Origin of the sequence: Fuerstiella marisgermanici (genome assembly GCF_001983935.1) — a bacterium.
Taxonomy (GTDB): domain Bacteria; phylum Planctomycetota; class Planctomycetia; order Planctomycetales; family Planctomycetaceae; genus Fuerstiella; species Fuerstiella marisgermanici.
Window position 1 is genome coordinate 7,139,217 of sequence record NZ_CP017641.1, and the last position, 26,659, is coordinate 7,165,875.

General features: G+C 56.0%; 16 protein-coding genes and 1 pseudogene. 8 read left to right on the plus strand and 9 right to left on the minus strand.

Going from position 1 to position 26,659, the window contains the following annotated elements:
* Positions 1-133 precede the first annotated feature (133 nt).
* Both Fuma_RS26800 and Fuma_RS26805 read left to right on the plus strand, forming a co-directional pair.
* Positions 134-1,957, plus strand: a complete 1,824-nt coding sequence (locus tag Fuma_RS26800) for an IS1634 family transposase (RefSeq protein WP_077026532.1) — start codon at positions 134-136, stop codon at positions 1,955-1,957.
* A gap of 138 nt (positions 1,958-2,095) precedes the next feature.
* Positions 2,096-2,374 (plus strand): hypothetical protein, encoded by a 279-nt coding sequence (locus tag Fuma_RS26805; RefSeq protein WP_145944398.1) that lies wholly within the window; start codon positions 2,096-2,098, stop codon positions 2,372-2,374.
* 61 nt (positions 2,375-2,435) lie between these two features.
* Here the strand turns inward: Fuma_RS26805 and Fuma_RS26810 are convergent, their stop codons facing one another.
* Both Fuma_RS26810 and Fuma_RS26815 read right to left on the minus strand, forming a co-directional pair.
* Entirely contained in the window at positions 2,436-2,945 is a 510-nt protein-coding gene (locus Fuma_RS26810; RefSeq protein WP_077026828.1) for a hypothetical protein, read from the minus strand.
* 709 nt (positions 2,946-3,654) lie between these two features.
* A complete protein-coding gene (locus Fuma_RS26815; protein ID WP_145944399.1) occupies positions 3,655-4,329 on the minus strand; it encodes a hypothetical protein in 675 nt (224 codons plus the stop codon).
* Positions 4,330-4,849: 520 nt separating this feature from the next.
* Here Fuma_RS26815 and Fuma_RS26820 point away from each other — a divergent pair.
* Together Fuma_RS26820 and Fuma_RS36895 are read left to right on the plus strand one after the other, a co-directional pair.
* Entirely contained in the window at positions 4,850-5,134 is a 285-nt protein-coding gene (locus tag Fuma_RS26820) for a transposase (RefSeq protein ID WP_077022738.1), read from the plus strand.
* A gap of 32 nt (positions 5,135-5,166) precedes the next feature.
* A pseudogene (locus tag Fuma_RS36895) lies at positions 5,167-5,883 on the plus strand (IS3 family transposase); the annotation flags it as partial.
* Between the two features lie 45 nt (positions 5,884-5,928).
* Here Fuma_RS36895 and Fuma_RS26830 read toward each other — a convergent pair.
* The 5 genes from Fuma_RS26830 to Fuma_RS26855 form a co-directional block, all read right to left on the minus strand.
* Positions 5,929-8,004: a recombinase family protein gene (locus Fuma_RS26830; RefSeq protein ID WP_077023095.1), complete on the minus strand. Its 2,076-nt coding sequence runs from the start codon at positions 8,002-8,004 to the stop codon at positions 5,929-5,931.
* Positions 7,997-8,176, minus strand: a complete 180-nt coding sequence (locus Fuma_RS26835; RefSeq protein ID WP_145943985.1) for a hypothetical protein — start codon at positions 8,174-8,176, stop codon at positions 7,997-7,999. The genes Fuma_RS26830 and Fuma_RS26835 overlap by 8 nt, the downstream gene beginning before the upstream one ends.
* A gap of 508 nt (positions 8,177-8,684) precedes the next feature.
* Complete coding sequence (locus Fuma_RS26845) at positions 8,685-9,071, minus strand: transposase (RefSeq protein WP_077026831.1); 387 nt, start codon at positions 9,069-9,071, stop codon at positions 8,685-8,687.
* A gap of 59 nt (positions 9,072-9,130) precedes the next feature.
* Entirely contained in the window at positions 9,131-10,636 is a 1,506-nt protein-coding gene (locus Fuma_RS26850) for a sulfatase family protein (protein WP_077028574.1), read from the minus strand.
* A 114-nt stretch (positions 10,637-10,750) separates the two neighbouring features.
* Positions 10,751-12,133 (minus strand): Gfo/Idh/MocA family protein, encoded by a 1,383-nt coding sequence (locus Fuma_RS26855; protein ID WP_077026832.1) that lies wholly within the window; start codon positions 12,131-12,133, stop codon positions 10,751-10,753.
* 250 nt (positions 12,134-12,383) lie between these two features.
* Between Fuma_RS26855 and Fuma_RS26860 the strand changes: the two genes are divergently transcribed.
* Complete coding sequence (locus Fuma_RS26860) at positions 12,384-14,300, plus strand: CocE/NonD family hydrolase (RefSeq protein ID WP_077028575.1); 1,917 nt, start codon at positions 12,384-12,386, stop codon at positions 14,298-14,300.
* A 39-nt stretch (positions 14,301-14,339) separates the two neighbouring features.
* Here the strand turns inward: Fuma_RS26860 and Fuma_RS26865 are convergent, their stop codons facing one another.
* Entirely contained in the window at positions 14,340-15,977 is a 1,638-nt protein-coding gene (locus Fuma_RS26865; protein WP_349680199.1) for an FAD-dependent oxidoreductase, read from the minus strand.
* Positions 15,978-16,364: 387 nt separating this feature from the next.
* Between Fuma_RS26865 and Fuma_RS26870 the strand changes: the two genes are divergently transcribed.
* The gene (locus tag Fuma_RS26870) at positions 16,365-18,515 is read left to right on the plus strand and encodes an alpha/beta hydrolase family protein (RefSeq protein WP_218922308.1); all 2,151 of its coding nucleotides are present in this window, start codon (positions 16,365-16,367) and stop codon (positions 18,513-18,515) included.
* A gap of 270 nt (positions 18,516-18,785) precedes the next feature.
* On the plus strand, positions 18,786-20,762 hold the full coding sequence (locus tag Fuma_RS36020; protein ID WP_218922309.1) for a BPSS1187 family protein: 1,977 nt from the start codon (positions 18,786-18,788) through the stop codon (positions 20,760-20,762).
* Positions 20,763-20,939: 177 nt separating this feature from the next.
* Here Fuma_RS36020 and Fuma_RS26880 read toward each other — a convergent pair whose 3' ends face one another.
* A complete protein-coding gene (locus Fuma_RS26880; protein WP_083732358.1) occupies positions 20,940-23,084 on the minus strand; it encodes an FAD-dependent oxidoreductase in 2,145 nt (714 codons plus the stop codon).
* 399 nt (positions 23,085-23,483) lie between these two features.
* On the opposite strand from Fuma_RS26880, the gene Fuma_RS26885 reads away from it, so the two are divergent.
* Complete coding sequence (locus tag Fuma_RS26885; protein ID WP_158521152.1) at positions 23,484-26,645, plus strand: PSD1 and planctomycete cytochrome C domain-containing protein; 3,162 nt, start codon at positions 23,484-23,486, stop codon at positions 26,643-26,645.
* Positions 26,646-26,659: the final 14 nt, after the last annotated feature.

The window sequence follows — 26,659 nt, forward strand, 5'->3', positions numbered from 1 at the left end:
GTGGTTGCAGAGAATTTATTTGGCGTGTTTTTGTTATCGATTTTCCGAAAGTCCAGCGTTTGAAATCTGAAACACGATGTAGTGACGACCTCTGATCTGGCCGGTCAGAGATCGATCGGTAGCATTTGCGATCATGTTCATTCGCCAATGCCATCGAATCAAAAACGGTCGTCGCCACGCCTACTGGGCGCTGGTCGAATCGTATCGCTCGGCCAGTGGGCCGCGGCAGCGGGTGGTCGCGTGGCTGGGGAAGCTTGACGAAGCCGGTCGACTGGGCGTCCATCAGGCGGCGGAAGTTTTGGCCGGTAGCGATGAGGTTGCACCCGGTGTCACCGCTGATCAGTCACAACCGCTCAGTCGACAGATGCGATTCGAGTTCGATGATGATGCGTCTGCCGTGACTCCGCGATGGGTCGAAGTCAACGCCGCCGGAGTTCGTGTGGAAAACCTGCGACAGTTCGGCGGGCCGTGGATGGCTCTGCACCTGATTCGCACGCTGCAACTGGATACGTTCCTGAGCAACGCGATCCCTGAAGGTCGTGAACTGGTCGGCTGGGATGTGAGTTCGCTGATTCTGATCATTGCGCGGCTGCTCGAACCTGCCAGCGAACTCTTCACCGCCGAACAATGGTATCCGAAAACGGCACTGCGGGATCTGCTCGGCGTGAGCGAAGAACGTGTGAACGATAATCGGCTGTACCGCACACTCGATCAGCTGCTGCCGCACAAGGACGCATTGGAAACGCATCTGAAGAATCGCCTTGGCCATCTGTTCGATCTCGAATACGACCTGCTGATGTATGACGTCACCAGCACTTACTTCGAAGGTCAGGCCGAACGCAATCCGCTGGCTCAGCGTGGCTATTCGCGCGATAACCGCAGCGACTGCAAGCAGGTCTGCATCGGGCTGGTGGTGTCTCGATGCGGAATGCCGCTGGGATACAAGGTGTTTGCCGGCAATACGGCCGACGTTACTACCGTGGAACACATCGTCGAAACGATGGAAGCACGCTACGGGAAAAGCGATCGCATCTGGGTGATGGATCGCGGCATGGTGTCGGAAGACAACATCGAATTCCTGCGCGAAGGCGGTCGACGCTACATCGTCGGCACTCCCAAATCGATGCTGAAGAAGTTTGAACACGAGCTGCTGAAGGAAGACTGGACCAGCATTCGCGATGGCCTGGAAGTCAAGGTCGTGCCGTGGCCCGGCAGCGACGATCCGGATGAATCGGAAGACTGCAACACATCGCCGGAGACATTCATCCTGTGTCGCAGTCGCGATCGATCAATGAAGGAAGAAGCGATCACACAGCGCTTCGAAAAGAAGATCGAAGAGTCGCTCATCCGCATGACGGCGCGGTGCGATAAACAGAAACGCGACCCGATGAAGGTCGAACGTGAGATCGGCCGGCTGCTCGGAAAGAACACTCGAGCGGCAAAGCTCTTCGACGTGAAAGTCACGAAGACAGATGACGGGGCCGCACGCATCGAATGGTCAAAGATCGAAGCTACGCGTGACTGGGCGACTCTGAGTTCCGGATGCTATCTGCTGCGAACCAATGTCAGCGACTGGTCCGACGAAGAACTTTGGAAGGCATACATCCAACTGACCGAAGCGGAAGCCGCGTTCCGAATTCACAAAAGCGATCTTTCGATCCGCCCGATCTGGCATCAGAAGGAGGAACGTGTTCTGGCACACATCTTCGTGTGTTTTCTGGCATACGTCCTGTGGAAGACGCTTGGTCAGTTGTGCAGCAAAGCAGGGCTGGGCGACGAACCGCGCCGTGTGCTTGCGGAGCTGTCGGAGATCCGTTCGATGGACGTCGTCCTGCCCACTCGCACCGGCCCGGAGATCCGCACCCGCTGCGTGTCAAAGCCCTCCGACCATCAGCAGATTCTTCTGGAAAAGCTGAGCCTCAAACTGCCCTCAAAAATAATCCAAAAGCAAATGTAGTGGAAACTTCTGGCCGCTCACCCCACAAAACACTGCCTTCGTGACTCGAGTTGGGGAAGTTGGGTTAAGCCGTTCCTAGCCGCTGGGTGGCCCGACCGACCTGTTCGGTCGGGTCGCGTAGCGACAGGATGCCTGTTTGTGAGCATTCCATCGGACATGGAATTCGATACTGATTGGACGCCGAATGATGAGACATCTTGCGCCTGCGGCACCCAGCCGATCGGCCGGGCCACCCCGCGTTTGGGAGTGCCGCGTCGCCAGGCGATTCGTCACGCGAAAAATCGCAAGAGCTACTGGCACATGGCCAAGACCATCGCCAGCGGTGTCGGCTTTACGAACGCGATGCTCGCGGAGCTGGGTCTCCTGAGCCTGAAACATCTCTGGAACGAACTGGCTCCCCTTCGTCAAACCGCCTGATGCGGTCCCGCATGTCAGGCGGTGTGGGGAGGGCCACCGGAAACGCTGGCCCTTACCCGATTTATGCCTTTTTTGCTTGACCCTCAAGATGTGCCCGCAGTTCTGAAATGAGCTTTTCAAAAACAGGGAATGGAGGCTCTCCACTGTGCCCCAAATGCTTTAGTGCACGTTTTGCAAGCGCCACGCCTTGTATTTTGTCATTGCCATTGAAACAGTCAATAGCAGCGTGAGCCAATGCATTTGCGGATGCAGCGTTCCAATAGCGAATTTGTTCATCGGCATCATCACCAATTCTGGCATCCAGCTTGGAGGCCGCCTCAAATTGCTGTTTATCGCGATGAAAGTCTGCATACAAAGCAAGCGTTTGCTGCACATGCCAATCACCAACGGACGCTCTGGCGACGACCTCAGTCTTCTTGAGCAGAGCCTCCCATTCGTCAACGGTTGTGTCGCTCGAACTCATAATGTTCTTAATTGAAGCAGCCCAGTCGTCGTGTTGCATTGCAATTGCTGCTTTGTGATTCGAGGCATAACGCCGACCATCAGCCAGTTGTGGCGGTTGATGATCCATGTGAAAACGCGCCGTTCGCAACTCGGCTGCATGCTGTTGGTACGCCTGGCATGGCGTGTGTTTTGTGGGGTGCAAGTCCCCTGTACGAGAATGGAGGTCTTGTGGATTAATGGTACATCCATTGAGCTGCAGGAATCAAGTACGAGACGAGGGCAACTGTGGGGAGGAAGCCTGCGAATGCGCCGTCAAGCTGACACTCAACAGTCGTCGTCAGCCGCATTCTCGTCAAAGCTGCGAGCCACCATTGGTGGTTGAAATTCTACGAACAGAAATCGGATACAAGGCCGGTGCGGACAGGTGAGTGAGCCAATCATCACGAAACCGTCTTCGTTCATCCGCATTGGTAAATCCGGAGCTTGTGCAGCGAAAGTCACACGTCTTATCCAGGGAGATCCGTCGTTCGTATCTGTCAGAAGAGCTTGCTCAAAGGCAGAGCGATTCGTGGTCAACACGTATGGTGATCGACGGAAGTCAGCAGAGGTCGTAGTACTGTTTCGTCATACGCCACTGACGACAAGAAGGACCGAACTTTGAAGAACAAGGACGAGCACTCGCTGATCTCGAACCGAGGGGGAACGTCTGCTCAGCAGATGGTTCCCGTGCTCCGACCGGAGCGAACCGGTTTGGCTGTTAGTGTCCTGCCAGCCTTAAGGGCGTTTATTGTGACCGTCTTGTCTTCGGACAACTCTGACGCAGAGCTTGCGTCTCTTCAGGGAACCGTCTGGTGCGGTCCCGCATGCCAGGTGGTGTGGGGGCCGCGGTCAGAAATGGCCGCGGCTACCCGATTTATGCTGTGGCTCCAATACGAATGACGTTCAGCACTGTATCGAAAATCGCGGGTGGTAACGATGTCGTTGAACAGTCCCCCTGAATCGTAATGCACCGTAAACCTGAGACGCGACCTGTCTGGGATATCAGCGTCTTCGTCAATGAACGCCCACCAGGTTGTTGCCCCACATCCGTATTCCATTGATGCATCGTGGAGTGTGGATTTAGTGTCAAGATTGGTTACGACCATCACGGGTATCTTGCCGGGGAGAAACGTCTGCGTAGTTTCATGCCAGTGCGGCAAGACCCGATACCGCATCCTTTTGGTAATATTGGACGTGAACCGCAGATCCCGGTCTGGAAAGCCGCGTGGGTCAATTTGCGGAATCGGAGCGTCGAGGAGTACGTTGATTTCTCGTAGCTGAGCGAACAGATCGGGGGACAACGCAAGAGAAAAAAGGAGTTGATCCTCGGGGTCGCGGAAGTCCATGTTCCAGCCTCGACCGCGAAATTGTTCAGCCGACAGTTTGATGGGCAGGTCGCTTATCGAACATTTCGTGCGAGGATTTCTATCCGCCGGATAATGCCAGAAGACGATCTTTGTGTCGTTCGGCAACTTCGTGCTTAGAACGCCAGAGATGTGAACAATGAAACCGGGTTCATCGTCTGAGGCAAATGTGCCGCCAGCGAATGTGAATGCAGTCAAGATTACTAGCGTGCGTTGCATAGCTGCATAAAGTTAGAGTTCACCGGATTGCGGTGTGTGAGCGTGGATTCAGATTGGTCGCGGCCCGCAATACCGGTGCAACGGTGTGGTTGAACAGGGCGGCTTTGCCGCTTCTATCGGGGGGGACCGCAGTTTACGGTGCTCGAGCGTGGACGACGGGTGGCTGATGCCTTGTAAAAACACGAGGCAACGGACGATAAACCAGTTGCGTCACCACGTTCGTATTACACCGTGGACAACGCTGAGGGTCAAGGCTTTTGCCCCCTGAGGCGGCCTGTTTCGACGCGGCACGGCCGTCTTCGGCAGACAACCGTTCGCACACACGCTTTCGCTGACCCTGGCATGCTCCCCTTGAACAGGTCCATCACTATGAGAGTCTACTGACGAATTCATTCTCAGGAGACTCAGGATGTCGAAGAAACGTGAACGTCACACTCCGGAGCAGATTGTTCGGAAGCTTCGTGATGCGGATGCGATGCTGACGAGCGGCAAGTCGCTCGGTGAGGTTGTTCAATCGCTGGCTGTCAGTGAAGCGACGTATCATCGCTGGCGTCAGCAGTACGGCGGGATGAAGGCCGAGGAAGCAAAGCGTCTGAAGGAACTGGAAGTTGAGAACGCTCGGCTTAAGAAGCTGCTTGCGGAAGCGGAACTCGACAAGGCAATGCTGAAGGAGATCGCGGAGGGAAACTTCTGACGGTCTCCCGGAAACGCGAGGCCGTCAAACATGTGCAGGAGAAGTTCGACGTTTCGGAACGTCACGCGTGCCGAACGGTTGGTCAGCATCGTTCGGTTCATCGTCGTGAACCCGTTGTTCGCGATGATGAGGCGGCGTTGGTGAAGCGAATGCTGGAGCTGGTTCGTGAGCATCCGCGATTTGGTTATCGGCGTATCTGTCGTCTTCTTCGTCGCGAAGAATTCGTGGTGAACAGGAAGCGAATGTATCGCCTTTGGCGTCGTGAAGGCCTGAAGGTCTGTCGACGAACGAAGAAGCGGCGTGGCACTGGCGGCAGTAAAAACGCTTGTCATGTTCACCGATCGCGGGGAAAAAACGACGTATGGGCGTGGGATTTTGTGTTTGACTACACAACGAATGGAACTCAGTTGAAGTGGCTGACCGTTGTTGACGAATTCACTCGGGAGTGCGTTGCGTTGAAAGTTTCTCGCAGTATCAAAGCCGACGACGTAATCGACACGTTGTGTGAATTGATCGCTGCTCGCGGTGTGCCGAACCACATTCGCAGCGACAACGGCCCAGAGTTTATCGCGAAGGCGATTGGCAAGTGGCTGAAACAAACAGGCGTCTCGGCGCTGTACGTCGAGCCGGGATCGCCGTGGCAGAACGGGTATTCCGAGAGTTTCAATTCGAAGCTTCGCGATGAATTTCTGAACGTGGAAGAGTTTGAAAGTGTTCGCGATGCCGTACAGATGACGAAGGAATTTCAACGTCAGTACAACTGTGTTTCATTATGCACCTTTGTTCTATTTGAGTTAAAACTCAAGGGATTGCTGTTTGGGATCTGGTACCGCGGGGTTGCGGTTTCGAGTTTTTGCCTTCCGGACAACGGCCTTTGCCGCTGGCGTCTCCAGTTCGCTGCGATTGATGATCCACGGTCCGTCCGGAAGCGGGTGTTGACCTTTGATATCGGCTCGTTCAATCGCCAGTCTGAGTGTCCGCGTGCTGATGCCAAGATGTTTTGCGCTGTCGGTTAGGTTCATCCAGCCTTGATCAGATTGAGCCTGTGCAGTCCAGCGGGCAATCTTGTGGTAGTTCCGCATCGATGTGACCCGCTCTCGAGTCCACCGGTTTCCTCGTCCCGTTGGTAACCCGTTGCGGTTGAGCAGTCCGGCGATGAGATCGTCGGAACAGATTCGTGCGAGTGACCGGACAGCATCGACGGCCTCTGCTGACGTGGCTGTCGATTTTCCGCGACGACGGCGGGGAAGTCGCAGTTCGGTATGCACACCACCAACCCAGTGGATTGTAAGAATGACTTCGCTCACGTCGTTGTCGACATCCGCAACGATATCGCGGATCAGAGTCCGAACGATGCGTTTCTTGATTCGAATGTCAGCATCAGGATTGTTCCAGACTGCGTCAAGGTCAGCCACGACTGCCATCAGACCCTGCAAATCAGGATCGTCGATTGAAGATCTATCATTTCGTTGCTGATCCATGCGCTCTTCGATGTCACTGACGTGTTGCATCGACGCATTCCATCGTCGTTCCAGTTCCTCGGTGACAAGTCGATTTTCCGGGTCAGCTGCATCGAATTGACGTTGCGCACGCGATGCTTCGTAACGAGCAGACTTGAGTTCACCTTCCAGTGCCTTGAGAACTTCGTTGTCACGTTCGGTTGTTTGCTGGTGAGCGAGCATGGCGGCCTCTTGAGCGGCAGGAGCAACAACACGGAATATCTGTTCTGCTACGGCGATGTCAACGGAAGTAGCACCGAATGCGATGCACTTGGCTTCGCCGTTATCCAGATACCCTCGATGACAGCAGTATCGCGGCACTTTCGCTCCGACTCCGCTGTACGCGACGGCCAGCCGGCGTCCACATTGTTGACAGCCCAGCATTCCCGACAACAGTGCCGAACCTTTTCGAGCAGCGCCTCGCCCGGAACGCAGATTGTTTGACGAAATCAAATCCTGCAATCGTTCGAACTCCTCCCACGATACATAGCCTTCGTGATGTTCGGGAATCAATGCGATCCATTCTTCGCGACTGCGCCGCCGTGTTTTTGAATCGATAAATCCACCTTCATACGATGGCTGATGTTCGGTTCGGCCATACGCATACGCCCCACCGTACACCGGATGAGTCAGGATCTGGTACACCATCCCGTATGTCGGACGCTTCCACTTCAGGACTCCGGCTTTGTCTCGCGCCGGCATCTGGAGATCTTCTTCCAGAAGCCACATCAGAGCTTGCCTCGCACTCCCCAGTTCGAAGCACTTGCGAAACACCAGATTGATCATCTGCTGCACGCGAGTATTCGGGTCTTTCTCAATGCGCTGATCTTTGCCTCGAGTCGTTCCCGTTTTCAGATATCCGACCGGTGCCGAAATGATCAGTTCTCCTCGGCGCGCCTTTTCACGCCGAGCTTCTACGGATCGCTGACGAAGGAGGTCCAGCTCGTATTCGTTCAAACTTCCTTTCAGTCCCAGCAACAGTCGGTCATTGCTCCGGCGAGGAGCGTAGACCGTTTCCTGATCGATGAGTAACGTGTCGACGACTCGACAAACTTCAACCAGTTGCTGCCATTCACGACTGTTGCGAGCAAACCGCGACACCTCTCGTGCAGCAACGGCCCCGATCTTCCCGAGGCACACATCGGCGACCATGCGTTCAAATCCCGATCGAACAACGCTGCCGGACGCGCTGCGCCCCAGATCTTCATCGATGACTTCAATGTCTTTCCATCCCAGTGAACGCATCCGTTGCTGCATGGCATACTGCAGCCTGCGGCTTTCTTCGTTGTGAAGCACCTGAAACGGCGACGACTGACGAATGTAAAGAACGGCTTTCCGCTGAAGATGGATGGCTTCAATCTTTTCACTCATCTTCGGACTCCTTTCCGCTGTTGAGATTTTCAGCATGATGACGAACGAGTTCCGCCAGATATCGGGTCGCTTCTTCCCGAGTCTCGCTGGGCAGATCACTCCATCGCGGCCGGGGCGGACTCACTTCAAACAGATCAAGCTGTGTTGTCGGTTTCGTTCTGGGTTGTGGCATCAGCATCTCCCTGAGAAGATTGGAAATGCTGAACATCTATCAGAAACTCATCGCCCGCTGTGGCGTCCCGCAGCAGTGCTGAAAGATTCAATAGTGCTGATATTGAAACGCAGGGTTCGTCGCGTAGCTGCATGACGCAGCATACAGACTGATTCAACATCCACTGCGGAACTTCACGAAACTTTCCGTCCGTCACGTCGGCAGGACGACACAAATAGACAGCTCCGCGATCACGACGTACGATCGCTCGATCAATCGTGACGGGCTGATCAAACCAAGGGTGCCATCGATACCGAACTACTGCCTCGGTAACATGGGTATCGGTACGTGAGGTTGTACAACGAAGTTCGTCCGCACAGCGCGTTGGACTACCAGACACCGAATGAGTTCGCGGCGATGCAGCCTTCGGTTCGAGCTCGACAGACGGGAGCCGCCCCGACCACCTTCGCCATCACCTCGACCTGAGCTCCGCGTTGAAGGCCGAGGCGACAGCGAAGGCGGACGGGGCTCAGCACAACTTGTTTGGAAGATTATTCAATACCAATGTCAGCCCACAACTCTCATAACAACCGGACCTAATCTCGGGGGCAGCCCAACCCGCATTGCAATTGGCATACAGGCCGCTGCGGCGAATCATCCGCTGCCCCTTCGGCGGCACGTGCTCAAACCAGCGCTTCAGAAATTCGTGCGGCGTGACTCGCATCAGCTTCTGCTGACCGTCGCGATGGTCGCGGTACCAGAACGCGATCTCATCGGAATCGACTCGTTCAATCCGCCTGCCCGAAATCGGACTGCCACAAACATACTTCGCAAGGTATCCCGCCACCGAACAACCATGACGGTACGTTTCCTGAATCCGCGTGTTCCAGTCCGAGCGAGAAAGGCGGTTGAACAATGAGATGCACTTCGCAACGCGGCCACACAGGTCTTTTTAGGGGTTCTTAGACGAATCAGCTACCGATAGTCTTTGCCCTCAAGACTTTGCACGACCGACTGTTGCCATTTTTTAAGTTGTTGCTTCATTGAAGTAACACGGTCCGGCATGTCGCTGGCGATGTCGTGTGATTCTGTCGTGTCTGCTTCGAGATCGTATAACTCGTAACGACTTTCGTTGGTCTTGCGATTCCAGATTTTGCGAAGCTTGTAGCGGTTGTCGATCCAGGCCGCCTCGCCCACCAGTCCCTGTTTGGCAAACACTTCCAATTGATCAGCGATTCGCGTCTGCCGGTTTGCCGGATCGTTCAGCAGCGTGGCGTTTGTTGTTCCGGACGCCTGATCCTTTTCGAGTGTGGCAAGAAGTTCGGAACTGCGTACACCGCTACCGGCAGAGAAGCTCGACCAAAAACCCATCGGTTGAGAACGTTCGGCAGCCTTGCCATCAATCAAAGGCAGGATGCTGATGCCGTCAAGTGGCTTGGGCTGGTCGGCCACATCGACGCCCACGATATCCAGCAGCGTAGGATAGATGTCGACGGTGTTCGCAGCCACAGATGTCACTCGATGTTTTGCGATTCGCGCGGGCCATTCGATGATCGTGGGGACGCGAATTCCGCCTTCCCAAAGTGTACCTTTGCGATCCCGCAGTCCGCCCGATGATCCCGGTCGGTTTCGGTTGCGCGGCCCCTGAGGCCCGTTGTCGCTGGTGTACCAGAACAGAGTGTTGTCTTCGATCTCCAGTCGCTTGAGCTCATTCCGCAACATGCCGATGCTGCGGTCCATGGCGGTGATTTCGCCATAGTAGTGTTGCAGCGCTTTTGGCTGGTCGGCGTACAGTGCACGATCTTTGTCGAGTGCGGCGTGTGGGCTATGTGGTGAGCCGAACCAGACGACCGCCAGAAACGGCTGCTTATCTTTGGCACACGAACGAATGAACTTATTCGCGGCCTCCGCCGTCACTTCTGAACCTTCACCCTGCGTGCGAACGACACGCCCGTTGTGGCTCATCAAGGGATCAAGGTCAAAGAAGTTGGGACTGGAAACCCATTCGTCAAAACCGGATGCTCCGGGACTGACGTCACTGTTCGCATTGACAGAACCGAGATGCCATTTCCCGAAGTGGCCGGTCACATAGCCAGCCTGCTTCAGAGCTTCAGCGATCGTGACTTCCTGAGGCCGCAGCGAATGTCCCCATTCGAAGCATCCAAATCGATTGGGATGCCGCCCCGTCATCACGCTGCCGCGCGTTGGAGAACAAACAGGGCAGGCGGCGTAGAAGCGATCGAATCGCAGCCCGGTCGCCGCCATTTCATCAAGGACGGGCGTTTTGGCAATCGACTTCCCGTAATAGCCTACATCGCCCCAGCCCTGATCGTCGGCCATGCACAGAACAATATTCGGGCGGTTCGTTTCAGCAAGACCACGCGACGCCAGCCCCGTGAACGTCACGGCAGCGGTTGCCAGAAACAGCAGCGCGCGACATAGCGTTTGTGGCTGGCGAGTGTTGAGTTTTGATCTGGTCATTATGTTCATTTCTCTTTGATCAACTTCGGGACGAATGATTCCGTCCCTGGCATAGCCTCATGATAAGTCAGGGCGAGTGGCCGATGAAGGCTCGCGCGGTGGCGTGTCCCACTTTCAGATCTGCCATGGCCCACGGTACGGACGTCGCAGCATTTGGTTGGCGTCTGCATCATTGACAAACACTTCCTGCTCCGGATCCCACTGCAGCTTGCGTTCAAGTCGCATGGCGATGTTGCCGAGGTGGCAGATGCTGGCCGTGCGATGACCGGCTTCGACCGGTTCAATCGGATCTTTTCGCGACTTGATCGAATCCAGAAAGTTTCGATAGTGGTTGGTGCTGACCGGCAGGTGGATCTCGTCAGCGCCGATGACGGAGTTCTTAATCGCATCCGACGACGCTTCGACTTCCTTCATGTTGTTGACAGAAAACTGCACCCAACCTTCGGTGCCTTCAATGCGAGCTCCAAAACCGGGCTCCTGAGTGCGGCAGACGAACTCAACGCCGTCCGCGTAGCGAGCTCGGAAGTGAGACTTCATCGCGGTCGTGAAGAGGTGTCCGTCTGGTGGCCAGACGATGCCTGGCTGGTGTTCAAATTCCACCGGCCCGGTGTGATCCTTGCCTAACGCCCATTGCACGATGTCTGTGGCGTGCGCACCTGTATTGGTGACCTGACCGCCCGAATATTCCTGCAGGAAACGGAATCGATACAGGCAGCGGTAAATGTGATACGGAGCCTCCGGGGCAGGCCCCAGCCACATGTCGTAGTCGAATCCTTCCGGCACAGGCTGTTCCTTCCACCCCGGTCCCGGCCCGGCGCCACTGCCGTTGATGATCGAGATCGCTCGTTTGACTTCGCCAATGCGACCGTTGCGAACCAGCTCACACATGCGCCGCACAACGGCGTTGGAACGGTACTGACTGCCGGTCTGCAAAATGCGTCCGTGTTTGCGAACGGCTTTAATCATCTGCTGGCCATCATGAATGGTCAGCGACATCGGCTTCTGGCAATAGACATCCTTACCGGCTTCGCATGCTTTAACCGTGGCCAGTGCATGCCAGTGATCCGGCAGCACAATCATGACGGCATCCACATCGTCCCGAGCCAGCACGTCTCGGAAGTCGGCGTACGCGTCGCACCCTTTAAACTGGCCTGAACGAGTCTTTTCGGCGTAGTGATCGTTGACCTTTTTCTGAGCCGGTTCACGCCCGAGGAAATGTTCTGGCCGAGCGTAGCCGTCACTGCCTTTGTTGACGTCACAGACAGCGACGACCTGCGCATCGGGCTGTCGCAACATACTTGGCAGATCCACGCGACTCTGATTTCCACAACCAATCAACGCAACGTTGATGCGGTTGCTCGGGGCGTTCGCGCCGACCACGGAACTCGGCACGATCGTCGGAGCCGCCACAACTGCTGTGGCGGCCGCGACGAATTTTCGGCGAGACAACCGGACGTTTCCGGTGGGCGTGGTGTCACTGTTCAGCTGTTTCGACATAACGTGGCTTACCTTTCAGGTGACGGTTGCAGGGCATCATTGCACAACAGGGTTTCAATAGCATACAGTCGTGCCTGCCGACGACCAGACGCTCGCAGCAGGCTGCCTGTATGGCGAGGTCTATCGAGCGTTCCCACCAGGTTGTCCCAAAGTTTCCGCAGCTGTCTGCCTCTGTGCGCCAAAAACGAACGATGAATTGGTGTCAGTGACCGACAATCAATACGCAGGCAATCTCATAACAGGACCAGGAATGATAGATAAATTATCGCGGCCCGTGAACCTGGTGACCGCTCGACGCAGTACGACCGTCACCACGACTGTCGGTGCCTTCCTTCTGATCGCCATGAGCGCACCGTTTGTTTGCGCGGCTGATTTTGTGGTCGAAAAAGACGTCATGGTGGCGATGCGTGACGGTGTCAGACTGGCGACCGACGTTTACCGACCGGCCGTCAACGGAAAAGCGGTAGACGAACGCCTGCCCGTCATCCTGTCTCGACTACCGTACAACAAAGATGGCCAGGCCAAAGCCGCACGCTACTACGCGACTCACGGTTACGTGTTCGTCGCGCAGGACACTCGAGGCCGCTACAAGTCCGAAGGTGTGTGGCACATGCTGACAGACGATGGGCCGGATGGAGTCGACTGCGCGGCGTGGATCGGCAAGCAACCGTGGTCGGACGGCAAGATCGGAATGATTGGCACGTCATACTTCGGCGGAACTCAGCACGCCATGGCTTTGGCAGGCGCGCCCGAACTGAAGACCGTCATTCCGGTTGATGCGATGGCCAACATGGGACGGCAGAGTGTCCGGCACGCTGGCGCGTTTGAACTGCGGTTCTGGAACTGGATTTTTCTGAATGCGGGTCGAGGCAGCAATGCGTCTAAAGATCAGGGCACGAAGGATGCTCTGACCGAAATGGCGAGCCAACGTTTCGCCTATCTGGACCAGCTTCCTACGCGGCGTGGCATGACGCCTCTGAGGTTGTCGCCGGAGTACGAAGACTGGTTGGTATCCGCGATGGAAGCCGGCCCGAACACGGAATTCTGGGCTCAAAATAACATTGTTGATGCGCCCGAGAAGTACAAAGACATTCCCGTGTACCTGGTTTCCGGTTGGTACGATTCCTGGGGCGGAAACAACACCGCCAACTTTATGGCGCTGACCCCGACCATTAAAGGGCCAGTGTACATGATCATGGGGCCGTGGATTCATGGCCAGCAGACCGGATCGGCTCACGGCCAGGTCAATTTCGGACCGTCAGCGGCAATCAGCGACCAGTGGGCCTGGCGACAGGAATGGTACGATCACTGGCTGAAGGGCATCGATAATTCGGTCGGAAAAGCGGATCCGTTTAAGACGCCCGTGCGAATCTTCGTGATGGGAACCGGCGACGGCAGCAAAGATGTGAAAGGTCGCCTCCAGCACGGTGGTTTCTGGCGCAACGAAAACGAATGGCCGCTGGCGAGAACTCAATATACGGATTTCTATCTTCAGCCGGATGGCGGTTTGTCGCAGGATAAAGCGGCGACGAAGAAATCCGTCACCCAGTTTCAGTTTGATCCGAAGAACCCTGTGCCCACGATCGGCGGCAATGTGTCGTCGGGCAATGACATCCTGTTGCAGGGTGCGTGGAATCAGAAAGGCGGCTCGCACGTCTGGAATTTCCAGGAGCCGATCCCAATCTCCGCTCGCAACGACGTGCTGGTGTTTCAGTCGGAACCGCTGGCCGAAGATCTGGAAGTGACGGGCGTGATCGAAGTGCGGCTGTTTGCGTCGAGTTCCGCTGTCGACACAGACTTCACGGCCAAGCTGATCGACGTTTATCCTCCATCCAGCGACTGGCCCGGCGGATTCGACCTGAACATCGGCGACGGAATCATCCGCGGGCGGTTTCGTGAATCGCTGAAGAAGGAAGTGCTGATGACACCGGGCGAAGCTTATGAATTCACGATCAAGCTGTACCCCACGTCAAACGTGTTCAAAAAGGGGCATCGCATTCGAGTCGATATCTCGAGTTCCAACTTTCCGCGTTTCGACGTGAACCCAAATACGGGTGAGCCGCTGAACCGAAATCGGCTCACGAAGGTCGCGACGCAAACGATCTATCACGACGCCGACCACCCCAGCCGAATTGTCCTGCCCGTGATTCCAGCGTCGCAACCTTAGGTCGACAGATCACAGATAAGACAAGCGGCCAAAGCATTCTTACGCCCACGCCGTCTCAACACCCTGCTGACGGATGAACTTCTGGAAGTCGTTCAGCGCCAGTTCGCTCGCTTGGATCGCGTGCGGTGTCTGGTTATTCTTCAACGCGAAACTCGCAAGACAACCAACGGCCTCACCGATTCCCCATTCGACCGGGTGCAGACGATAACAGCCGCTGGTCAGATGCGTGGTGCCGATGTTCTTGCAGGCGGGTAGAAGATTTTGCATCCGGACGGGCAACAGTGATCCCAGAGGCACCTGAAACGGAAACGTCTGGAAGTCGATGTAGTTGTCGCCGGCAGAACTGGGATGCAGGTCGATCGCATAGCTGCCAACGCCGACCGAATCCGCAAACTGCGCGGCTCGAATTTCTGAGATCGGTTTGCCCGTCACCATGCTCCGATTTTCGCGGCCGACGTGTTCTTCCAGCACGGTGAACTGTGCCTTGATGCGCCGCGATTCACGGACGTACGGTGCCTTCGCGAGTCCATCCGTGGTTCCCATCAGATCAGCACGAAGCCTCAGCCCGGGGAAACCCGTGCCACCGTCCGGACGCGGCGCTTCGGTCTGCAACCAGTACAACAGCGACAGACTCAGCTGCTTGGCTCGTGCCACATGACGCGTCGCTTCTTCATCGGACACACCGATCAGATTGCCGAGCACATAATCATTCTGTGGCCAGTTAATCAGGCTGACATCGCCCGCGTAGTGTCCCGGTTCGAACAGCGAACGGTCGATCATTCGTCGGTACGTCCATAGATTCAACGCACCGCCAACCGACTTTCCGCCGTTGGGATCGAAGCCCAGACGCTTGGGTTTCATCGATCGAGGATGCGTGTAAGTCAAATCCAGTAGTTTACCGGGCCATGGCGGCGTGAGTTGCGGAACGAAATCGCGCCAGAAGGCGTATTCCGCTGGTCGGTCGATAGTGTGATCTTCGCCGTTCAGGTGATCGACGGCGAAACACATCGTGAACGCCTGCTGGTTGTCCGGATTGGCTTTGTCACTCGCATGAAGTTCATTCGTCTCAGAACGCGCTTCCGCCCCGACCACGAATTCCGTTTGCGTCATTGGCAGCAGATCGCCCAGTTCGGTTGCGTCAACGAAATACTTGCCGCGCAACACGCGCGAGTCCCCGGATTTTGTCGAACGAACGTGCACCGCGCGAACGCGATCGCCGTCCACGTCCGCCGACGTCGCCACGTGTTCACGCAGCAGCACAAGCTGTCCGGATTCCTCATACGGCGCCAGCCATTGTTCGAGAACCACCAGTGAAACGCGTGGTTCTGCACACAGCCGCGAAACATTGCCGTTGCCCGGGTTTAGTCGCGGATTCTGACGAGCAGCGTCGGTCAGTGGATAGTTGTCGCGATAGTGTTTTCGGATGCGAGTTCGCAATTCACGGTACGACTGGTTCGCTCCGGCCGTTTCAATCTGGGCGTGTTCGTCCGGCGGAACGCCCTGGCTGGTCAGTTGGCCGCCGATCCAGTCGGTCGGCTCGGTCATGACAACCTTCAATCCATTTCGCAGCGCGGCAATTGCCGCTGCACAACCGCCCAGTCCACCGCCGACAATCACGACATCCGCCGCGTACTCATTTTCGAAACCAGCAAACGACCGCGATAGCGTCCCCGCCATCGCACTGAAGGCGAAGGTTGAACAAAATCTGCGGCGTGTTTGATGATGAGTATTCATGCCAACTTCTTTCAATTTTCAATCTGTGCGAGCGTGCCATCAGTCACTAATCGTGAGAGTCGCTCGGCAGGTTATTGCTTTGACTTGTCTTCCCATAGCTCACGTGCTGCGTAAGACATCGGGCTCGGAATTGTACATGCCGCATTCCGATTGTGTCTTCTCACGACACGTCCTTTCCCGTGACTGACGTGATCTCGCGGTAGACGAAGCCCCACGTGAGCGTCGGTGGGATGCTGTGAGGGCAGAGCGGCGGGCTACATTTAATACCACACTTGATTCTGATAAATTCCGGTCCAATGCGATCCAACACGCCGACCGTGAGAGACCTCGATGATCAACACCTTCTTAATGCTTCTGCTACTGCCTGCCGTCCAGACTCAGGTAGTCGAGAATTTAACGGTTCTCGACAAAGGAAGCTCAAGCGGCCCACACTGGATCGATTGGAACGATCCGGGGCTGATGCTCGTGCATCACCTGAACGACTTGACTCGTGCCTGCCTGCATTCGCGAGAAGTTGAGATTAGCAAACTGGAGAGCGCCGAGGCTTGGAAAAACCGGCAGGCCAAGGTCCGGCGCACTCTTGATCAGATTCTGGGCCCCTGGCCCGATCGAACACCGCTGAATGCGCGCGTGACCGGTGTCCTTCAGAAGGATGGCTATCGCGTGGAAAAGATTGTCTTCGAATCGATGGATAATTTTCATGTGACGGGGGCACTCTTTATTCCGGAGGGGCATTCCGGACGTGGGCCAGCAATTCTGAATGTCATCGGACATTCGACTCAGGCATTCCGCCGAGACATTTACCAAAACGTGATTCTGAATCTGGTTCACAAAGGGTTTGTCGTGTTCACGATTGATCCGCTGGGACAAGGTGAGCGATTGCAGTACTTCGATCCTGAAAAACGGAAATCGATCGTGGGGTCATCCACGAAAGAGCACTCACACGCCGGGGTTCAGTGCTTTCTGACCGGACGATCTCTGGCTCGCTACTTTACGTGGGACTGTATGCGTGCCATTGATTACCTCGTCAGCCGCCCCGAGGTCGATCCCAATCGTATCGGCGCGACGGGGCTGTCCGGAGGCGGCACTCAAAGCAGCTACGTCGGTGCTGTCGATCCGCGAGTCGCTGCCGTAGCCCCCACCGGATTCATCACCAGCATCAGTCGATTATTGGGTTCGATTGGACCGCAGGACGCTGAGCAGGTCTTTTACCACGGACCGCTGCTGGGCATCGACCATGCGGATCTTTTGGAAGTGCGAGCACCGAAACCCACACTGCAAGTGACCACCACGCGGGATTTCTTCAGTATCCAGGGAGCACGAGAAACGGCGGCTGAAGTGCGGCAGGCTTTTAAAATTCTCGGCCATCCCGAGCACTTCGATCAGGTGGAAGACGATTTCGAACACGGCTTCACGAAGAAGAATAACGAAGCCACTTACGCCTTCTTCCAAAAGTTTCTAAACCTGCCGGGCAGCGCACAGGAAACGACTTATCCGTATTTGACGGAACAGGAATTGACCATCACCAGGACCGGACAGGTTTCGACGTCGCTGCAGAGTGAGACCGTCTTCAGTATCAACCGCGTGGAAGCCCGGCCATTGCTGAAGAAGCTGCAGGACAATCGCCAGAAATTGACTCAGCATCTGCCTCAGGCTGTGCTTGAAGCGGAACGGTTGTCTGGTTTCCGCAAGCCGGAATCTGCGACGGCACCCGTCTTTCAGGGACAGTATCAGCGGGAAGGTTACTGCGTTGAAAAATGGGGACTGCCGGGAGAAGGAAAAACGGTCATTCCCACGCTGGTGTTTACTCCGGATGAACCAGCCGCACGACCGGCGATTATTTATGCATACGGCGACGGCAAGACCACAGATGCCGAAGTCGGTGGAACGATCGAGGCGTTGGTGAGAAGCGGTTATGTCGTCGCGGCTCCGGACCTGCTGGGATATGGTGAAACCAAATATAAGTTCAAACAAGGCCACTCTCCCGTTCAACCTTTCTTCAATGCCTTGATGTCCGGTCGAAGTGTGGCGGGCATCAACGCGGGAGACGCCGTTCGCGTGTTGAAGTTTCTGCAGCAACGAGACGACGTGAAGCCTGATGAGATTGGAGCTGTCGCCTTCGGTGACGTCGGTCCTGCGATGTTGCATGCAACCGCTTTCGAACAGCAAATCCAATGGCTGGTCCTCGCGGAATCCCTGCTGGACTATCAAAGCATCGTGATGCACCCCCATTACGACGTAAACGCCAACTCACTGGTGGCCGGAGCGTTGTTGGGATACGACCTGCCTGACCTATTGGCGAGCATCGCGCCGCGTCGTGTCGCCGTATTGCAACCGAAGACGCACCTGCGAACTGCGGCCACGCGGGATGAGATCACTTCGTCGCTTGACTTTGCTGAGCAACACGCGCGGGATAGATTGCGAGTCGAAACGCAGGAGATCGAACTCAAACAGCTCATCGAATGGTGCACGCAGCAATAATTTCTTAGAGCGAGCCTGGTGCGTCAGCCCCATTGTGCTGTGCTGTTACAAAACTGGTGTTGCATGAAGTTTTGGTTCGCGCAAGTTTTGTTCCTTCAGGTGCGGATCCTGCTGCGGTTGTTAGTCCCGGAGGGACGACATATTGTAGCCTCGGGCGTGAGCCCGAGGTTGAGATCTGAAGTTTCTACACACCACTGGGTATCCCAACCAAAACGCAATTGAACCACAACGATTTCCGTTTGAATGAACCTTGAGAAAACAACATACGCCATGTTTCGATCACCATTGCTTCTCTGCCTTGTCGCTTCGATCACCGCTGGCGTCTGCCAGCCCTCGCTGGCGGGCTCAACGAATATCCAGGACCAGGAATCGCAACAACACGTTCGCATTCTGACCGTGGGCAACAGTTTTACCCATAACGCAACTCGCTACCTGGACGAAATCGTCGAGGCTGCCGGCCACAAACTCACGCACAAGATGTTGTCGATTGGCGGTTCATCGCTGGAACAACATGCAGGGAAAGCGACAGCATTTGAAAAGGATCGCAACGACAAGTCCGCCCTGTATTCCAGGGGCGAAAGCCTGCAACAGGCATTGCAAAGCGAACCTTGGGACATTGTGACGATCCAACAAGTCAGCTTCAAAAGCCACGATGTGACGACCTATCGCCCGCACGCACAGCAACTGGCGGACATCATTCATCGATACGCGCCTCAGGCCAGATTACTCGTACATCAGACGTGGGCGTATCGAAGCGACGACCCACGATTTCGGAAGGCCAAACCCAGAGCCGGAGAACCCGCCACGCAGAAAGAAATGTATGACGGCCTGAGCGAAGCATACCGCACAATCACGGCTGAACTGTCAGCAGGTCGAATTCCCGTTGGGGACGCATTCTGGAAAGCTGACAACGACCCGAAATGGGGATACCGCGTCTCGGATAAGTTGAACCTGAAAGAATTCCAGCACCCGCAACTGCCCGATCAAAAGCATTCGCTACACGTTGGCTACCGCTGGAACAACCGCGACGGCAAGCAGCAATTAGGAATGGACGGCCACCATGCGAACCTGGCAGGCGAATACCTGGGAGCCTGCGTATGGTTCGAATGTTTGTTCGGCGAAAGTCCTGTGGGAAACACGTTTGTTCCGGAAAAACTGGACGCGGAATTCGCGGCCCATCTGCAAACGGTCGCTCATCAGGCGGCAGTGCAGGGCGGCGATGTGATTCACGGTGTCGTCGCGGATCAGTCACCCGCATTCGACGATCCCGAACCGCAGCGCTATCAATTGCGAGCCCGCGCCAGTGAAATCGATTCCCGCGCGAAAGAGTACCCTGAGATCGGTTTTGTGTTCGGCAGTGACAAGAAACCCGCCGACATGGAGTACGCGGCGGTCGATACGCGAGTCGCTCCGCAGGGAAAGTTGGCAATCTGGCTGATGGGGCATAACGCCGGCTTGTTTGAACGATTAAACGGCTACGGCATTCATGCGATCGGTGTCAGCTACGCGCGAGGTTGGTTCGGCAAACTGGCTCAGCCGCAGCCCGCGGATGCGTACGCTCGAGGGCGCATTCGTCTGGAGGCCGCCACAGGTCTGGACTTCAGTGACGAACTGGATCTGCTTCCGCCCGATGGCGCTGCCGAACGGGCGCGTCAGTTGCTGATTTGGCTCTGCAAGGAGAATCCGCAAGGCAAGTGGGATCAATTTCTGACGGACAACCAATCGCGGTTACGTTGGGACAAAATCATCGTCACGGGAGCGTCTCACGGCAGCACAACAGCGGCAAGGTTTGCGAAACATCAGCGAGTTGATCGCGTCGTAATGCTGTGCGGCCCGAGAGATCAGGACCAGGACTGGCAGGGTCTACCTTCGGCAACGCCTGCCAATCGATTCTTCGGCTTCACGCATGTACTGGATGGCGGTTGGACGGGCGATCACTATTGCCGCTCGTGGGAGTTGTTGGGACTGCACGCGTTTGGCCCCATCGTGAACGTCGACGATACTCAGCCGCCCTACCAGAACTCGCGCCGGCTGATCACCGCGGCCGACGTCGATGGCGATGCCCGCCGCGCGCATTCCTCGGTAACGCCGGGCGGCTCGTCACCGAAGAACGGTGATGGCGAAATGCTGTTTGATCCCGTCTGGGAATACCTATACACCCACGACGTCGCTGCAGTCGGTGAACCGACGGAAGAGGACTCCGATTGCCAACGAGTTCACGTTCGCTACGACACCGCCGCTCCATAACCGGCTTTTGCTAATGAGTAATTTATGAACCGATCGTGGATGTCCCACTGCGTCATTCTGGGTTTGTTGTGTTTCGTCGGTTCGTCCAGTCAGGGTGACGACGATTCGAACGGAACGAGTGCGCAGCAAGGCAAGACGTCGCTGCCAAGCGACGCACTTTCTCACCGCCGTCCACAATTATTGCTGCTGCAACAGTTGCACGCCATCGATGACGACAAAGCCGTCTGTATCGCGATTCGATACGGCCACAGTCACAGAATCAGTCAAGCGAAATTTGCCCAGCGACGATCCACCTGCGGAGGCTTTGCGTTGGTCAATGATGATCTGCTTTTCTTCGTCCCCCAAAGCGACTGTCACGGGAGTCTTTGTGGATCGATTGCCCGACGGAACGTACAGCAACCGAACCTCATAGGTGCCGGGCTTCGGAACACTGATTTTGAAGGTGGCGGACTTACCGCCTTTGCCGTCGTTGCCATCGTGCAGGTAAGTCAGGCCGACGACGGCAGACAACGCGCCTGATGTCCACGAACCGGTTGTTTGTGCGGCCGTATCGTCCGTCACCAAACCGGGAAGCGGCTTCGCTGGTGTTCCGACAGTCTTAGCTTCCCACGTCAAACGCTGCCCGTCACGTTCCAGCGTTGTCTTCAATTCTTTGTAGTCCACGTCCTGCACAGCAATACTTTTATCGATTGCTATGACCGCCGCACTTCCGGCGCTTTGGCCGAGAATCATGAACACCGGTTCCATCCGAATGGAACCATAAGCGACGTGCGAAGAAGAAAGGCAGACCGGCACCAACAGGTTTTCACATTCACTCTGCCGGGGAACGATGGAACGGTACGAAACGGGGTAGGGCTGTCGAAACCCGTGTCCGAAACCGCCCTCGTTTCGCACCGTTTGAACTCCGTCCTCTTCCACGACGACACGCTGACAGAAGTGTGAATCCATCGGGTACGATGCCAGCCCGACAGAATCACCGACAACTCGGCGCGATTCGCAGTCCGCTTGAGTGACGACGTAGTCTGACACCATGCGCCGGCCTTCGCGCACATACAGTTGGTGCGGCCAGTAACCGGTTTCCTGGAACTCCTGCGGATCCAGTCCCCACGCGTTAACTCGCGCACGCAACGGTTCGGGAACTCGCGGGTCGTTCGCGAGGAAGTACATCAGTCCCTGTTGATAGCGGACGTGATCCTGAAAGATCTGTTCACGCAGTTCGTACAATTCGCCAAAGGGCATCGTAAGTCCTCGACGCGGTGGCGGAAGTTCCGTGAACGAACCTGGCACATACGTGCCGTCGGGCCAGCGATAGTTGCCGCCAACATAGTCTGAAGAAAAGCTTCCCGCATTGTTGCTGTCGCCCTGTCGCATCTGAATCGGCCCGTCGGTCAGAGGAGCCGTCGTGTAGTTCAGCCGCCACTCGATCCGTTCATCCAGATTCAAGAACCGAGCCAGTAGCGTGTAGCGATTCGGATCATATTCGGGAGGCCTGGGGAACTTGATTCTGTCTTCGCCCTGTGAAAGCTGCATTCGGAAATTATAAGACTGCACTTTGTAATCGCCTTCGCCAGGTTTTCCCGGAGCTTCAGCAGATATCTCCGGAAGCAGGCCCGATGTCGGATCATCGGGAACGACATAAGGGCTCAACGGCAGTCGACAAAACTGATACACGTTCTTCCACGAGACCGTTTGCCACTGTCCGCCCAAAGATTCGTCGTAAGCGGCCGCCGGTTCGCGTCCTACGCGATAGGAAACATTCGCGGCAGCCAGCAGATCACCTTCGTAGGTGCTGTCCACAAACATTGCCGCTCGAACCGTTTCGCCCGTTTCCATCTTGACCGAAACAATCCGGTTTTGCTGCATCTGAACAGACTCTAGCGCGCGAGTCAGCAGAACTTTCACTCCTGCTTCGTCAAGCATTCGACGGTACAGCGCTTCCGCGTCCGACGGACGATAGTCACGAGCCTTGCCGATGCGTTGATAGAATTCGAGCGCCAGCCCGCCGATAGAATCCTTTCTGCCGAGATCCGTGGCAGTCAACCCACCAGACGTCATTCCGCCAACGTGCCGGTTGAAAGACAGAAGGACTGCCGTCTTGCCTTCTTTTGCTGCCTGAATCGCGGCCGTCACACCGGCCGGAGTTCCACCATAGACCGCGACGTCACACGTGATCTCTTTTGCTTCGCAAGCCTTCACCTGTTCGTAGTAATGTGGCTCACCGGCAACAGCCACATTGTGGCCAAACGCCAGCCCGAAAGCTGCGATCACAGTAGCGGCCATCAGCCGTGCGACGTACTTTGAAAGTCGTACTCGGTTACACATGAATTTTCTTTTCTCCGGTCAGGCCTTCGGATTGCCGATAATGCCTTCATTGCTGTCGCGTTCCACGCTTGTCACCGTATCGCCCGGTTGCTGATTTTCACGGTTCGAATACCCTCGTTCAGGATTCAAATCGCTTTGAAGAAGCACTTCACAGGCGACATTTTCACCACCAGCAAGACTCTATGCAAAAACACGTCTGCGCAACAGCAACATGACTACTCGGCGCTGCGTTGCGATGTGTCTCTTAAGTTTGTTAGCTTTGTTTTGACGCTGTGAAAAGGTCGCGGTATGCTGCACTGTGGAAACCGCAGCGCGAAGGTTTCCACGTTCTGGCGAATGCGCTAAGTCAGATTTGCTACCGTTGGGCGAAGCCCGTATCCGCCGCAGAGGATGAATCCGTTGACAGTATCACGATTCCGTCAAAAAAAACGCGAACGGTTTGCCGAAGGTCGTTGCCGTGTACCTGCGTGGACTTCGCTGGCTTCAGGCGGAAGTTTCTTTCTCTCCTTTGCAGTTCTGCTGTTTTCGGCCGCTGCAACGATAGCGGCGGACGATGTCCGCAACCGGGACGCTTCAGAAAAACCTGCGGACCTGATCGCGTACGATTCGTTTGACTACTCGCGCGGGCTGTTTCGAGGCCAGGACCTTGGGCTCGGCTGGAAGAATCCATGGAAAGTCTCACGGTCAGCGGTTCCTGAAATCACCGACGACGTCTCGCCGACAGTGACAGCCGCAAACAAAACTGCCGCTCGAGTCCTCAAACTTCGCGGCACGGGAGCTCGCAACAATCCGCTGCGACGAGAGCTCAAACAGCCACAAAGCGACGATGATTTGTTTGTCCGGTTTGATCTTCGGTATCTCGGTGAGGACGCACCATCGGAAGTGGTCGATCCGGAATTCTTCGTGCTGTGGCTGGATCGACTTGATGGCGGTGATCATTCAACGCATGCGGCCAATGTTCCAAACATCGGACTTCATACTGCCGACCGAGGTCCGAAGAAAGGGCGGAACGTCTTCATGATTCGGATCGGTCCGGCCAACACGTCGTGGACGAAAATCGAAGTTCAGCCGAACAGAACGTACCGTGTCGTCGCCAAACTGTCGAAGTCCAGGCCGGGCGACAGAGCTGACTATGACCGGCTGGACATGTGGATCGATCCAACGCCTGACAAACTGTCGTCGCCCGACGCCACCGTTTCCGGTGCGCAAAGCACCGGTCTGATTCGATGGATTGGCTTTTCCACCGGAGTGAAAACTGAAGCCTCTGATCGCATTCATATCGACGACCTGCTGCTGACAAATTCCTGGAAAAGTGTGCTCGACGATTCCGTGAACAGTGTTGCGGAGCCGGAGCCTGCCGGGCATAACGGAGTGGTTTGGGATAAGCCAGTTGACTTTAAACGCGACGTTTACCCCGTGCTGAAGTCGCGTTGCTTTGATTGTCATGCGGGCGACAAGCCAGATTCCGGTTATCGACTGGATGTATACCGCGAACTGCTTGGTTACAGCACGGGCGAGGTCCTGGCGGAACCGGGCGGCAGTCGACATAGTCGGTTGCTGGAAGTGGTGGCAGCAGATTCTGAAGAAGACCGGATGCCGCCGGACGGCGACGATCCGCTCACCGATCAGCAGATTGCGATGCTCAAGGCGTGGATCGATCAGGGCATGAAGTGGGATGACAAGCTTCTACCACCTCCTTCACGCAAATCTGACCATTGGGCGTTTCAATCGGTCGGTCGGCCCGATGTTCCACACGTCGACGATCGCAGCTGGATTCGTACTCCGGTCGATGCCTTTATTCGGCGTCGCCATGCTGACGCTGGAGTGACGCACGCAGCGGAGGCAACGAAGCAGACTTTGGTGCGTCGTTTGTATCTGGACATCATCGGTCTGCCCCCGACCCCGGAACAGGTCGACGAGTTCCTGTTTGATGAATCTCCGAAGGCTTACGAAGATCTGGTCGAACAGCTTCTGCATTCGCCTCACTACGGCGAACGGTGGGGGCGATACTGGCTGGACCTGGCTCGCTGGGCCGAAAGCCAGGGATACCAACATGACATCGTGCGGCCCTATGCCTGGCGTTATCGCGATTATGTCATCGACAGTTTCAACGCAGACAAGCCGTACGATCGCTTTCTGCGAGAACAGCTTGCGGGCGACGAACTGGAGCCGTATTCAGACGAAAACGTGATTGCCACCGGATTTCTGGCCGCCGCAAGAATCAGTGGAAATCAGGAAGATACGAACATCCAACGCAACGACGTGATGGTCGACATCGTCAACGCAACTGGCAGCGCGGTATTGGGGCTGACGCTTGAATGTGCTCAGTGCCACAACCACAAATTCGATCCTGTCAGCCAGCGAGACTACTATCGGCTGCAGGCTTTCTTTGTGAAGGGCCAGTTAGGAAACCTCTCACTTCGCGATTCCGATGCAAATAATCCGACAGACCTTGAAAAGTGGATCCCGAAGCCTGCATTCAACTTCTACTCAAAAGAAGCAAAGGCACTGGTTCGTCAAAAACTGTTTCAGCCAATCAAGGAACCTCACACATGGGGCTACCTTTCTGCCGAAACCGGCCGTCCGAATATCGAACGCTTTCCCGTCGTCAATCGGCGCCCCATTCGATGGCAGCCAGCTTCGTTAAAGCAAATGGAAGCTCGAATGCTGATTCGCGGGGACGCTGGAAATCAGGGGCCGGTCGTGAACAGCGGCTGGCCGGAAGTGTTGGGAGCGACTCCGAGTTCTCTCGGCGATAAGCCGCGGTCCGCCCTGGTCGACTGGATGGCCGACCCCCAAAATCCGTTGGTGTCCCGAGTTTGGGTGAATCGGCTGTGGCAATACCATTTTGGTCGTGGCATCGTGGCGACGCCAAGTGACTTCGGTGTCGAAGGCGCGAAGCCGACTCACCCTGAACTTCTCGACTGGCTTGCCACGGAGCTCATGACCAACGGATGGAGCACGCGGCACATCCATCGACAAATTCTTCTTTCCAGCACGTATCGACAGGAACGACGCCACAACAAAGCCAACGCGGCCATCGACATCGATAACAAGCTGCTGTGGCAGTGGCCTCGCCGCCGGCTGGAGGCTGAAGCGATCCGTGATTCTGTATTGGTGGCGACCGGAGAACTCGATCGTCGCGTGGGAGGTGTCAGCGTGCCACCGGAACGCGAAGAAGACAATCTTCGCCGGACGATCTATCTGTTCCAGCAACGCAGTGCGATGCCCTCAGTCATGGAAATGTTTGACGCTCCGGAAGGCATCGCCAGCTGTTCTCGCCGATCCGTTTCCACCGTCGCATTGCAGCCCCTGTTCATGTTGAACAGTCAGTTCATGGCTCGCCGAGCAACCGCACTGGCTGAAGCTGTTACGAATTTGGCCAGTGAGCCTGATCAGCAGATTGATTTTGCGTTTCAGAGAACTCTATCGCGATCACCCGACGCCGACGAACGGCAACTCGCTCGTGAGATTCTGTCATCGCGTTCCAACGACCAGTCGTCACTGATGCAGCTGTGCCATGCGTTACTGAATTTAAATGAGTTCGTGTACATCCCCTGAATCCGGTCAATCGC